The sequence below is a fragment of the Marinobacter sp. M3C genome (genome assembly GCF_023311895.1).
Lineage (GTDB): Bacteria > Pseudomonadota > Gammaproteobacteria > Pseudomonadales > Oleiphilaceae > Marinobacter.
This window is the reverse complement of the sequence record NZ_CP092284.1, coordinates 2,989,955-3,002,607: the sequence shown is the minus strand read 5'-3', so window position 1 is coordinate 3,002,607 and position 12,653 is coordinate 2,989,955. Positions and strand designations below refer to the sequence as shown.

Below are 12,653 nucleotides of genomic sequence, written 5' to 3'. Positions count from 1 at the left end.
CCTTAAGGAGAATGTTATGAGCAACGTAACACTTGGCGGCGATGCCGTAGAATTGAGCGGAAACTTTCCCCAACCTGGCGAAACCGTCCAACCTTTTACTCTGACCAACAACAGCCTGGAAGACGTCAAACTCGGCAGCTGGGACGGCAAGCGTAAAATTCTGAGCATTTTCCCCAGCATTGATACCGGCGTGTGCGCTGCATCTACCCGCAAATTCAATGAAAAGGCCGCTGATCTCGACAACACCGTGGTGTTGGTGATTTCCGCAGACCTGCCCTTTGCCTTTGCCCGTTTCTGTGGCGCCGAAGGCCTGGACAAAGTAATTTCCCTGTCCAGCTTCCGCAACTACAGCTTTCAGCAGGACTACGGCGTCGCTATGCAAACCGGCCCGTTAGCAGGTTTGTGCGCCCGCGCGGTGATTGTTCTAGACGAGAACAACAAGGTACTGCACAGCGAACTGGTTGGCGAAATCAAAGACGAGCCCAACTACGACGCCGCTCTGAACGCTCTGTAATCTGCCATAACGAGTGCCGGCATCGCGCCTGCGGTGCCGGTTTTTTTATTTTGCGTTGCTATTCAACTCAACGCGCAAGCATCCAATGCCCCGGCGCTTACTGCTACACTGCTCGACTTCATTCAGAACGCACATCCGGATTGCCCCTGTGAGCCAATTAGCCACCAACACCAGCACCGACGCCAGCCTGCCTCGCCAGCTTTACAATATGACCTGGCCGATGTTGTTCGGCGTGTTATCGCTGATGACCTTTCAGCTTACTGACAGCGCGTTTATAGGCCAGCTTGGCCGCGACCCGCTCGCGGCGCTGGGTTTTACCATTCCCATGCAGCAACTGGTCAGTGGCATGTATGTCGGCCTGGGCATTGCCACCACCGCCGTAATTTCGCGCACCCTGGGTCTGAACAACAACGATCGCGCGCGCCAATTAGGCGGACTGGTAGTCATAATTGGCGCTGCCTTGGTGCTGGCGCTGTGCCTGCTGGTGTGGTTCGGTCAGCAACCGATTCTGACCCTGCTGGGCGCCGAGCCTGAACTATGGCCTGTTATTCGCCAATACTGGGCGCCTTGGCTGATTGCAGCCTGGATCGGCGCCATGGTGTATTTCGGTTACAGCCTGTGCCGCTCCCACGGCAACACCAAACTGCCCGGCGCGGTTATGGTGGCCACCAGCCTGCTAAATATAGGGTTAGACTGGCTGTACATCTTTTATTTCGGCTGGGGCCTGCCCGGCGCGGCCTGGGCCACCGCCACCGCCTTCGGCCTGGGCGCTCTGGTGATCTATCCGCTGCTGCTCAAGCGCGGCTGGCTGGGGTTTGATCTGGCCGGCCTGCAGCTGGCCCGTGCTGCGCGCCAGCTAGGCGGCATTATGGCGCCGGCCATGATCAGTCAGATGATGCCGCCAATGGCCGCGGTGCTGGCCACAGCGCTGGTCGCCAGTTTTGGTTCTACCGCCGTAGCGGCCTGGGGGTTGGGGTCGCGGCTGGAGTTTTTCTCGATTGTGGTGGTGTTGGCGCTGACCATGTCGATGCCGCAAATGATCGGGCGCATGCTGGGCAGGGGTGAAATAGAAGATGTCCGTCGCCTGGTGCGCCTGGCCGTGCGGTTTCTGGTGGTCTGGCAGCTGGCTATTGGCCTATTGTGGCTGCTGGGATCCGGCCTGGTGACCGAATTGTTCACCACCGATGCACAGGTGCAAAGCATTCTGGCCAGCTATCTATGGCGGGTACCGCTGAGCTACGGTGGGCTGGGCGCCTGCATGCTGATGGTGTCGGTGTGCAACGCCCTGGGGCTGCCGCTGCGGGCGCTGGTAATTTCCACCTTGCGACTTTTCGTGTGTTACCTGCCCATGCTCTGGCTGGGCAGCCAGCTTAATGGAATTCCCGGCCTGATGACCGGCGCGCTGGTGGGCAATCTGCTGGCCGGCATGATCGCCTGGCAGCTTTACCGTGCCGGTATGGCAAGGCTATCCGCAAAAAGCAGGCAAGAACCCGGCGAAATAACTGCCCGTAATGCCGGTTAGGCGAACTTCAAACGAAAGCTATCCGGCATGGGCGTTACCTGTTTTTCACCATAATCAAAAAATACAAAACCGTATTTGGCCTGCGCCACTTCTGTGCCGTCCCGTTCGCGGGTTACGCGGAATACAAAATCACCGCCGTAACGATTAAAATCGGTTACCCCTACGTCAAACACCAGGGTTTCCGGGTAGTAAATTTCGGCCAGATACACCGTAGCCAAGTCAGTCACCAAAACTCCCAAACCATTGTGACCGACCTCGTCGATCCCGTGATGGGAAAGAAGCTGCACCCTTGCCTCTGACAGCATGGAAATCAGCGCATCGTTACCCAAATGATTGGCACCGTTGAGATCGGTGCTGCGCACTGCCAGACGAGTTTGAAAACAAAACACCTGTTCGGGAAATTCCAGTTTTATTCGAGCCACAATGCATTCGCCTATGCCGAGAAATGAGGTATGTTGGCATAATCACGCAAAAATCCCAATTGCGTTATATTGACCACTGACTGCTGGTAATTTTATGGATATTCGCCCCGCTGCCACTCTTGCTTTGATCCGCGATAGCAACAAGGGTCTTGAGGTGCTACTGCTACAACGCACCTGGAAAGCCTCTTTTCTGCCGGGCTATTTCGTGTTTCCCGGTGGCGCGGTGGATGACGCCGACCAAGCCTGCCGCACCCACATTGCCGGCCCTGACGATAGCGCCATCAGCCAGACCATGAGCCTAAGCGAGGGCGGCGCAGACTACATGGTGGCGGCATTGCGGGAATGCTTCGAAGAGGCCGGCCTGCTGCTGGCGGTTAACGATAACGGTGAACTGGTCGGCGCAGACCACCCCATTCATCAGTCACGGCAGGCGTTGTTTCGCGGCGACGTGAGCTTGCAGGTGCTGTGCCTGCAACACAATCTGATTCTGCCTCTGGACCGGCTGGCTTACCTGAGCCACTGGGTAACCCCGCCGGGGCCACCGCGGCGCTTTGATACCCGCTTTTTTGTGGCGGTTACCCCAGAAAACCAGATCGCCAGCCACGATGGCGAAGAAACCATCGACCACTTGTGGATAACCCCGCAACAGGGCCTGGCGGAATACCGCAGCGGCGAACGCCTGTTCAGCCTGCCAACCTTGCGCACCCTGCGGGTGCTGCACGATTTCGCCAACACCGGCGAGGTTATGCGCTACGCCCATGCCAACCCGCCCGAGCCTTTGCCCAGCGAACCCTGGCCTGCCAGACGCCGCGATAAAACCATCGTTCTGGAACCCGACGCGCCGGCGTACGATGAAGCCCGCAAGCTTGACCCGGAAGGTGCAGGTACCACTAACGCAGTGATTGTACCCGGCGAGCCGGTAGAAATTGCCGCGGGCGTTATCCGCCTGACCTCACCCAACCCGGGCGTGATGACAGGGCCGGGCACCAACACGTACCTGGTGGGCCACGATCGTTTCACCGTGATTGACCCGGGTCCGGAAGACCCCGCCCACATCGAACGCATTATGCAATTAACCGGTGGCCGTATTGATCAGGTGCTGGTAACCCACACCCATCAGGACCATTCGCCGGCCACCAGCCTGCTGAAACAGCGCACCGGATGCCGGCTGATCGGCCGTGCCGCTCCGGCAGGCGCGTCACAGGACAGCAGTTTCAACCCGGATGACGAGCCCGAACACGGCGACCTGATTGCCACAGACGCCGGCATCCTCAAGGTTTTACACACGCCGGGCCACGCGTCAAATCACCTGTGTTATTTGCTGTTGGAACAGGGAATGCTGTTTTCCGGGGACCACATCATGCAGGGATCCACCGTGGTGATAAACCCACCAGACGGCGATATGAAGGCGTACATGGAATCGCTCTATGATTTGCTGGCCGAACCGCTGAGTTTTATTGCACCTGGCCATGGCTTCGTGATGGCGCGGCCAGAGGCGACGGTAGATTATTTAATTACCCACCGATTGACCCGCGAACACAAAATTGCCCGGGTGCTGAAGAAGCTGGCACCGGTCAGCCTGGAAAAGCTTACCGCCAGCGCCTATGACGACGTACCGGCGGCGATTCACGGGGTGGCCGCGCGCTCGGCGCTGGCACACTTGTTAAAGCTGGAGCAGGAAGACCGCGCCAGTTGCAACGGCGACGTCTGGCATGACACCCGCCATACCTGATTACTCTCAGACTGGGCGAGACCGGGCGCATTTTGCGCCCGGTCTCTATTTCACGGCGGCTAATTTTTTACAGTTATTTTTTGGCAATCACCCACACCGCGTGCACGATGCCCGGAATGTAGCCCAGTAGGGTCAACAGAATGTTGATCCAGAAATGTTTGCCAATGCCTACTTGCAGAAAAACGCCCAGTGGCGGCAACAAAATGGCAATCAGAATGCGCAAAAGGTCCATGGGCCCGACTCCTTGTTTGATGAAAAAAGCATGCTACTGAAATATTTTTTCAATCCGCAATCTATTATGCCAAATCCAGAAAAAGCTTCATGAAAACGGTATTAAACCTTTGTCACAGCCATATCAACCATCTATAAAGCGCTCTAATCTGTCGACCGTCAGGCTCGGCAAAAGCCGGGAGTCACGATCACAAGAGGTAGCATGGCTAGCAAACACAGGATGATGAAGGCATTTTGGCAGCACTTGACCAGGCGTTCTTTGGCAGGCGCCATAGTTATGGCGGGCGCTTTTGGCGCGCTTTCAGCCCAAGCCGACGATAACGGCGGCGCCTTAGTCGCCGACTTGGATACCGAACAGGCAACCGTGGAATCACAACCGGCCGCCAGCCGCAGCGCACCGGACATCGATTTGAAGGAGGTGGCGCCGCCCCCGGCGGCCGCGGCCGAACCGGCCAGTCCTGACGCCGGTGCAAAACCGCTTTCTGAGCCAATGTCAGACTCGATTCAGCCCGCACCCGCGGTGGAGGCCCCAAAAATCACGGCCAGTTTCAGCCTGCTTGGCAGTGATATTCGCCCGGGCATTTCTACCCGCCTGGCTTGGTCTCCCAACATCCAGATTGCCGGCCTATCGCAGCCAACGCCGGTTCTGGTGGTCAACGGCATCAATCCCGGCCCTACCCTGTGCCTGACCTCGGCCATTCACGGCGACGAGCTAAACGGCATCGAAATTGTGCGCCGCACCCTGTATGACCTGGACGCGACCAAGCTGTCCGGGCGGGTTGTGGGTGTGCCGATTGTGAATCTGCCGGGTTTTGAGCAAGGCAGCCGTTACCTGCCTGACCGCCGCGACCTCAACCGGCACTTTCCCGGCAGCTCCAACGGCAGCCTGGCGGACCGTATTGCCCACTCGCTTTTCACTCAAGTTATCAACCATTGCGACATGCTGGTGGACATTCACACCGGCTCGCAAAAGCGCACTAACCTACCGCAACTGCGCGCCGATATGAACAATCCAGATGTAGCAGCCTTCACCCTGGGCTTTGACCGAATGGCGGTGGTGCACAGCAGCGGCTCACCCGGTATGTTGCGCACCGCAGCGGCTAACGCCGGCATTCGCGCAGTGACTCTGGAAGCCGGGGAATCCCACCGAATTCAAGAGCACCAGATAGAAGCCGGGGTGAACAGCCTGATCAGCCTGCTGGAAAAACAGGAAATGATTTCGCGGATGTTTGTGTGGGGTGCACCCGAGCCGGTTTACTATGATTCACTGTGGGTGCGGGTGGATCATGGGGGCATTCTGTTCAGCAAGGTGGCCTTGGGCGACAGGGTAAACAAGGGCGACCTGATGGGCTACGTTACCGACCCCATTACCAACGCCCAGTATCCGGTGCGAGCCACTCGCAGCGGGCGGTTGATTGGGATGGCGGTAGACCAGGTGGTTATGGCAGGATTCGCCGCCTACCACCTGGGTACCAAAGCTGACAGCCCGGAATTTCACACCAGCGGCGAACTTGACCACGCCGACAATACGGGAATGGGAGAGAGCGTGGAAGCTGTAGAAAACGGTGACGACCTCATCGACAACGATGGTTAAACCACCACCCCACCACTCATCGTGAATCTACTCCCGAGCGCTAAGCGCCGCCTGGATACGCTCGATCACCTGCTCCAGAGTGGCTCGCGGGCTGCCAATGTTCAAGCGCATAAAACCGCTGCCACTGGCACCGAACGACACACCCTGATTCATCCCCACGCCGGCTTGCTGCACAAAAAAATGTTTCAGGTCGGCGTCGCTCAACCCCAGCACGCGGCAGTCCAGCCACATCAAGTAAGTACCCTCAGGGGCGCTCACTTCTAAGCCTGGCAGGCGTTGGGCAACCTGATTTACCACAAAATCGCGATTAGCCTGAAGATAGTCCATCAGCTGATCCAGCCAAGGGCCACCGTAGCAATAGGCGGCCTCAAAACCAGTCACGCTGAACGGGTTGCTTTGGGGCATGTGGAACGATTCCAGCACCTTCGCCATTTTCTGCCGTAGCCCACTATCGGCAATCACCAACGCCGACAAACCAAGGCCCGGAATGTTGAAGGTTTTGCTAGGCGCAACGGCAGTTATCAATTGGTCATCAGGGCGCGCAAGGGCCGCCAGCATACGATGCCGATGGCTGTCGGAAAACACCAGATCACAGTGAATTTCATCACTCAGCAGCACCAACTTGTAGCGTCGGCAAATATCCAGCACCGCCGTCAGTTCGGCCTCAGACCACACCCGGCCAATCGGATTGTGGGGTGAACACAGCACCAGCATCTTTGCCTGTGGCCGCGCCGCACATTGCTCCAGATGGGCCAGATTCATGCGGTAGTAAAGGCTGCCGTCTTCCTGCTTTTCCGCCAGCAGTGGATTTTCCAGAACCTGGCGTCCAGTTTGTTGCACCGAACTGAAAAACGGTGGGTAAACGGGCGGTTGAATAATTACCTCGTCGCCCGGGTTAGTGCAGGCCATACAGGCGGCATGTATCGAAGGCACAACTCCCGGTGCCATCAGTACCCATTCGCGCTGCATGCTCCACTGGTGCCGTTGGCGAAACCAGTCGCCCATGGCGCTGTATAGACTATCGGGAAACATCGTGTAACCGTACACCGGATGCCGGGCGCGCTTGATCAACGCATCGGTAACCGCTTGTGGCGCAGCAAAGTCCATATCGGCTACCCATACTGGCAATACATCGGCGCGGCCGAATACTGTTTCGCGAGCCTCCAGCTTTACTGCATGGGTATTTTCCAGGCTTATCAGTTGGTCAAAATCTACGTGAGACACACGACACTCCCTGAAAGGGTCAAAAGCAGGAACGCTCGCCGTTGCGAGCTGTGCCTAAGTTTGAGGTTACAATTGATTGATAGCAAAGTAGCAGCATACATTACAAGGCCCCGTATTCCATGTCTGAAACCGCCGTTGTTATTCGTACGTCGCGACCCAATTTTTTGATTATGGCGCCATTGTGCGTGGGCTTGGGAGTAGCCTTGGCGTGGCGGCTGCCAGAACCTCCGCCGCTGTTAGACACCTTGCTGGTGTTCATTGGTGCGCTGCTGGCCCATGCCGCGGTGAATATGCTGAATGAATACGAAGATTTTAGGTCCGGGCTGGACTTGCACACCCGCCGTACGCCGTTTTCAGGCGGCAGCGGCGCCCTGCCACAGCTGCCGTCGGCGGCGCGCTCCGTTTTACTGGGAGCACGGGCTACATTGGGTCTGGTAGTGGCTATTGGCCTGTATTTTTTATCGCAACGGGGCTTGCCGATGCTGATACTGGGGGGAGCTGGCGTTGCTCTGATAATTACCTACACCCGCTGGATTACCCGTTCGCCCCTGCTGTGTCTGCTGGCGCCCGGGCTGGGGTTTGGCCCGGTGATGGTGCTGGGAACTCTGGTAGCACTGGGGGCGCCGATCAACGCCGCGGCCGTCGCGATGTCTGTCATCAGTCTGCTGCTGGTAAGCACACTGCTTTTGATGAACCAGATTCCCGACGCCGAAGCCGATCGCCGTGGCGGCCGTTATCACGCGGTGATTGTGCTGGGCGTTTATAAAGCTGCGTGGCTGGCAGGAGCCATGTTACTGGCCAGTTATGGCGTACTTGCGCTGGCTCTGGTCAGCGGCTGGTTGCCGCCAGCAACGGCGCTGGGTTTTATAACTTTGCCGCTGGCGTTATGGATTACCTTTAAATTGCCCCAGGTGGCCAACGACCATCACCGCCTACTGCCGGTTCTGGCCATGAACGTAGCAAGCCTGCTTGCCACACTGGCTTTGCTGGTTATCGGGCTGAGCATGGAACGAGGGTGGTGATCACGCCTTCAGCTCGTTTCGGCGCCGCGAAATATATCAACCCGACGATTCAGCTGCTCGGCCAGTACGGCCAAACGCTGGCTGGCCGCTGCGACCTCATCAGAACCGGCTGATGCTTCTACGGTCGCGTCGTGAATGCGGCTAATGTTGCGATTCACTTCTTCCGCCACCGAACTCTGTTCTTCTGCTGCACTGGCAATCTGAGCGTTCATGTCGTTAATAGAACCCATTTCATTGCGAATACTGGCCAGCGCATCCTCAGCGCCGGACATCTTCTGCACGGTGGTGTTCGCCAGTGAACGGCTGGTTTCCATCACGCTGGTAGCCTCGCCGGCGCCGGTTTGCAGATTACCAATCATCTCCTGAATCTCGCGAGTAGATTGCTGGGTACGCGAAGCCAAAGACCGCACTTCATCGGCTACTACGGCAAACCCGCGGCCGTGGGAGCCTGCCCGCGCGGCTTCAATGGCGGCGTTCAGTGCCAGCAGGTTGGTCTGATCTGCAATCGCGCTAATCACATCTACAATTTTCTCGATGCTGGCGCTGTCGGCAGACACACGCTGCACGTTAACAGCGGCTTGCTCCAGCGTTTTGGCCAGCTCGCCAATGGCACTGGCGGTATCTGCCACCAGGCGGTTGCCGTTTTCCACTTCGCGATCGGCCTTTTGGGTGGCAGACGCCGCGCTGGCCGCGTAACCGGACACCTCGTTCACCGTAGCCGCCATCTGGTTCACCGCTGCGGCCATTTGTTCGGTTTCGTTAGCCTGTAAACGAATTTGTTCGTTGTTCCCGTTAGAGGTAGACCGCAACGACGCCGAGGCCGACAGCAGTTCGTTGGCACCGGCGCGCACGTCGTGAATAATCTCTGCCAACTGGCCAACGGTCGTGCGCAGCGTGCCCATTACACTGTCCGGGTAGTCGGTGCGAATATTTGTATTCAGTACGCCATTTGCCAACTCGCGGATGGCGTGGGCCACATCCTCCGGTTCAGCGCCCAGGGTGCGGCGCAGACTGCGAATAATCAGCCAGGCAACTAAGGCACCCAGCAAAATAGCCATCCCTGTTACGGTCAGGCTCAGCATTGAAAAGCCCCCGGCGGTCTGGCGAACCGCGGCAATACCCGCGGCGACTTTGGCTTCTTCGTGGTCGATAAACGCATTCACCCGCGCCAGCCACTCCCTGTAGGCGCCAGACACTTCATCTAGCAGGTACTTCTGAGACGCCATCTGGTTGTTCATCGTCAACAGGGTTTCGGTTTTCGCCAAAGCCTCGCGCTCTATGCCTTCAATAGCCCTGAGTAGGCTTCGCTCCTGATCGGTCGCACCCTGTTCGGCAAACAATTGCGCCATCGCGGTTGCGTTCTCCCGGTATGCGGCTTTCAGCCGCTCAATATCCCGAATGTGTTGCTGCGCTGCCTGGGGTGATTGTTCCAGAACCACATCGCGAATAGCGATGGCTCGGTCGTGCACACTACCCCGGAAATTAATGGCGTGGCGCTGCTTTACAGATTCGCCGTCACTGATCTCCGTCAAAGTGCGGTCAATAAAGCCCACACGGTTGTATCCGATCAAGCTGATCAGCACCATCAGTGAAAGGATCAGGCCAAAGCCAGCCCCAAGGCGCTTGGCTACCGTTAACTGACGACTCATACATCACCTCTTTTAAATTAAAATAACTATCATACTTAATTGTACAATAGGTTTTTATAATTTTATCCAATTAAATGTCGTTTTTTGTTGCAGTATTTAGCTGATATTACCAATCATTCCAGAGTGCAGAGTGCGACCCGCTCTACAGGGGCCTGCTATAGTGTTTGTTCCGGGCATCATGAGTTGTTCTGGACATTTTTTGTTGTGACAAGGAGTTGCCATGAGTGTTGTGCTTCTGTTGTTGAGCGCGCTGATACTGATTTACCTCAGTATTGGCGGAAAGACGGCCAGCATTGTGCTGAGCGTTGCTACGCTGATTGGCTTGGCCCAAGATGACTGGCATCTCGCCAGCTTTGTCCTCGGCGGGCTGGCCCTGGCTTTGGCGTTAATTCTGCTGAACCCCAGTGACCTCCGACTCAATAAGTTCAGCAGGCCATTGCTGAACTGGGTGCGCTCACGCTTGCCACAATTGTCAGATACCGAAGCCGAAGCGCTGAAGTCCGGCTCGGTGGACTGGGACGGCGAGCTGTTTTCCGGCAAGCCACAGTGGTCGAAACTGCTGGGCGCAAAGCCGGCGCACCTGAACAGCGAAGAACAGGCGTTTCTGGATGGCCCGGTAGAGGAACTCTGCGCCATGCTGAACGACTGGGAAATCACCCACGAGCATTATGACCTGCCAGAAAAAGTCTGGGCGTATATACGCGGCAACGGCTTTTTTGGGCTGGTCATACCCAAAAAAGACGGCGGCATGGGGTTTTCTAACACCGCGCACTCCGAAATCGTGATGAAAATTTCCACTCGCAGCGTGTCCACAGCGGTCACCGTGATGGTACCCAACTCTCTTGGGCCCGGTGAGCTGTTGATGCACTATGGTACCGATGCCCAAAAGCAGCATTATTTGCCACGCTTGGCCGGCGGCCAGGAAATCCCCTGTTTTGCTCTGACATCACCGGTGGCAGGCTCAGATGCCGGCGCTATTCCAGACAAAGGCATTGTGTGCAAAGGCCAGTGGAAGGGCGAAGAAGTACTGGGCCTGAAAGTCACCTGGAACAAGCGTTACATTACGCTGGCGCCGGTGGCCACTCTGATTGGGCTGGCCATCAAAGTGTATGACCCAGACGCCCTTTTGGGCGACAACGCCGATATTGGCGTGACCTGTGTGATGGTGCCGCGGGATACCGATGGCGTGCACGCCGGCGCCCGCCACTTGCCCATGAATACGGTGTTCATGAACGGCCCAACCTGGGGCAACGACGTATTTATTCCCATGGACCAGGTGATCGGCGGCCAAGACATGCTGGGCAAAGGCTGGACCATGCTGCTGGAATGCCTGTCTATCGGTCGCTCTATTTCGCTGCCGGCTTTGGGCACAGGCGCCGGCAAAGTTGCCAGCCTGGCCACCGGCTCATACGCGCTTACCCGTGAACAGTTTGGCCGCTCCATCAGCCAGTTTGAAGGCGTGCAAGAAGCGCTGGAACCCATCGCCGGGTACACCTGGATGATGGACGCCGCGCGCTTGCTCACGGCAGGTATGCTGGACCGCGGCGTACGCCCGGCCGTGCCTTCGGCGCTGCTGAAATACCGCAACACCGACCTGATGCGCATTGTGATCAACCACGCCATGGACGTCGTTGCCGGCCGAGGTGTTATTACCGGGCCACGCAACTTCCTGGCCCGCGCCTACCAAGCTATACCCATCGGTATCACCGTAGAAGGCGCCAACATTCTTACCCGCAGCCTAATGGTGTTTGGCCAGGGCGCCATCCGCTGCCATCCGTTTATTGTTGACGAAATCGCGGCGGCTGGCATGGAAGACCAAAATCAGGCCGCCAAAAAGTTCGATAGCGTTTTCTACCGTCACCTGGCACACACCACCCGCAACGGTTTGCGCGCACTGGTGCTGGGCCTGACCGGCGGCTTGGCCGAACCGGTGCCACGCCAAGGCAACCTGAAATCTTACTACCGCCAACTGGCGCGTTTTTCGGCGGCCCTTGCGTTGATGACCGATGTAACGCTGCTTTCCGTAGGCGGCGGCCTAAAGGCTCGCCAACGCCTGTCCGGGCGCATGGCCGACTGCCTGGTACAGCTGTATTACGCCACCGCAGTGATCAAACAATGGCACGAAGAAGGCTATCCGGAAGAACAACGCCACATGGTGGAATGGTGCCTGAAAACCTGCCTGCGCGACTTGCAGGGTTCCATGCGTGAAGCCATCATCAACTTCCCGGTTCCAGCCCTGCGCTGGCCCCTGCGATTGTTAGTATTCCCCTTGGGCGCGACGAGCCTGAATGGCCCCGACGACCGCCTGGGCACTAAAGTGGCCGCCAGCATTGTCGAAGACACGCCACTGCGCCAGCGCATTCACCGCGGCGCCTACATACCCACAGACAGCAGCGACTCCCTGGGCCGGGTGTTGAACGCCTACCGTCTGGCCAACGAAACCACCGACATGCGCGCCCGCCTGCACCAAGCCGTTCGCAACCGCGATGAAGACGACTTGGACGGCATTGCCCTGCTGATGGGCCACGAACGCAAACAACTGGTCGACTGGGCCTGCGCCGAAGGCGTAGTGAACGCCGATGATTGCGAAAAATTGGAAGAGGCACTCACCGCGCTCTACGACGTTATTCGCGTGGATGCGTTTGACAGCGACGGCCTGAAAGAGCTGTCAAAGTGCGCCACTGGCAAACGCAAAGTGGTCGAGCGCCCCGCAGGACACTGATCGCTGAGCCGGCAATCCCAC

The 12,653-nt window shown here is 57.7% G+C and carries 10 protein-coding genes; 6 read left to right on the top strand and 4 right to left on the bottom strand.

All coding sequences use genetic code 11. From position 1 onward, the window contains the following. The first annotated feature begins 16 nt into the window (after nucleotides 1-16). Nucleotides 17-514: a thiol peroxidase gene (tpx, locus tag MIH18_RS14085; RefSeq protein ID WP_249012670.1), complete on the top strand. Its 498-nt coding sequence runs from the start codon at nucleotides 17-19 to the stop codon at nucleotides 512-514. A gap of 148 nt (nucleotides 515-662) precedes the next feature. Then, nucleotides 663-2,036: an MATE family efflux transporter gene (locus MIH18_RS14080; protein ID WP_249012669.1), complete on the top strand. Its 1,374-nt coding sequence runs from the start codon at nucleotides 663-665 to the stop codon at nucleotides 2,034-2,036. Here MIH18_RS14080 and MIH18_RS14075 read toward each other — a convergent pair. Further along, nucleotides 2,033-2,458: a thioesterase family protein gene (locus MIH18_RS14075; protein WP_249006696.1), complete on the bottom strand. Its 426-nt coding sequence runs from the start codon at nucleotides 2,456-2,458 to the stop codon at nucleotides 2,033-2,035. The two genes, MIH18_RS14080 and MIH18_RS14075, sit on opposite strands and share 4 nt — an antisense overlap. Before the next feature lie 94 nt (nucleotides 2,459-2,552). On the opposite strand from MIH18_RS14075, the gene MIH18_RS14070 reads away from it, so the two are divergent. Continuing rightward, the gene (locus tag MIH18_RS14070; RefSeq protein WP_249012668.1) at nucleotides 2,553-4,190 is read left to right on the top strand and encodes an MBL fold metallo-hydrolase; all 1,638 of its coding nucleotides are present in this window, start codon (nucleotides 2,553-2,555) and stop codon (nucleotides 4,188-4,190) included. Between the two features lie 73 nt (nucleotides 4,191-4,263). Here the strand turns inward: MIH18_RS14070 and MIH18_RS14065 are convergent, their stop codons facing one another. Continuing rightward, nucleotides 4,264-4,422: a YqaE/Pmp3 family membrane protein gene (locus MIH18_RS14065; RefSeq protein ID WP_091998138.1), complete on the bottom strand. Its 159-nt coding sequence runs from the start codon at nucleotides 4,420-4,422 to the stop codon at nucleotides 4,264-4,266. Between the two features lie 201 nt (nucleotides 4,423-4,623). Between MIH18_RS14065 and MIH18_RS14060 the strand changes: the two genes are divergently transcribed. After that, complete coding sequence (locus tag MIH18_RS14060; RefSeq protein WP_249012667.1) at nucleotides 4,624-6,015, top strand: succinylglutamate desuccinylase/aspartoacylase family protein; 1,392 nt, start codon at nucleotides 4,624-4,626, stop codon at nucleotides 6,013-6,015. Nucleotides 6,016-6,042: 27 nt separating this feature from the next. Here the strand turns inward: MIH18_RS14060 and MIH18_RS14055 are convergent, their stop codons facing one another. Then, the gene (locus MIH18_RS14055; RefSeq protein ID WP_249012666.1) at nucleotides 6,043-7,239 is read right to left on the bottom strand and encodes a PatB family C-S lyase; all 1,197 of its coding nucleotides are present in this window, start codon (nucleotides 7,237-7,239) and stop codon (nucleotides 6,043-6,045) included. Nucleotides 7,240-7,358: 119 nt separating this feature from the next. Here MIH18_RS14055 and MIH18_RS14050 point away from each other — a divergent pair, with 119 nt between their 5' ends. Further along, nucleotides 7,359-8,261, top strand: a complete 903-nt coding sequence (locus MIH18_RS14050; RefSeq protein WP_249012665.1) for a prenyltransferase — start codon at nucleotides 7,359-7,361, stop codon at nucleotides 8,259-8,261. Nucleotides 8,262-8,269: 8 nt separating this feature from the next. Here the strand turns inward: MIH18_RS14050 and MIH18_RS14045 are convergent, their stop codons facing one another. Then, nucleotides 8,270-9,910, bottom strand: a complete 1,641-nt coding sequence (locus MIH18_RS14045) for a methyl-accepting chemotaxis protein (RefSeq protein WP_249006701.1) — start codon at nucleotides 9,908-9,910, stop codon at nucleotides 8,270-8,272. A 220-nt stretch (nucleotides 9,911-10,130) separates the two neighbouring features. Between MIH18_RS14045 and MIH18_RS14040 the strand changes: the two genes are divergently transcribed. Continuing rightward, nucleotides 10,131-12,632, top strand: coding sequence for an acyl-CoA dehydrogenase (locus tag MIH18_RS14040; protein WP_249012664.1), 2,502 nt, complete (start codon nucleotides 10,131-10,133; stop codon nucleotides 12,630-12,632). Nucleotides 12,633-12,653 lie beyond the last annotated feature (21 nt).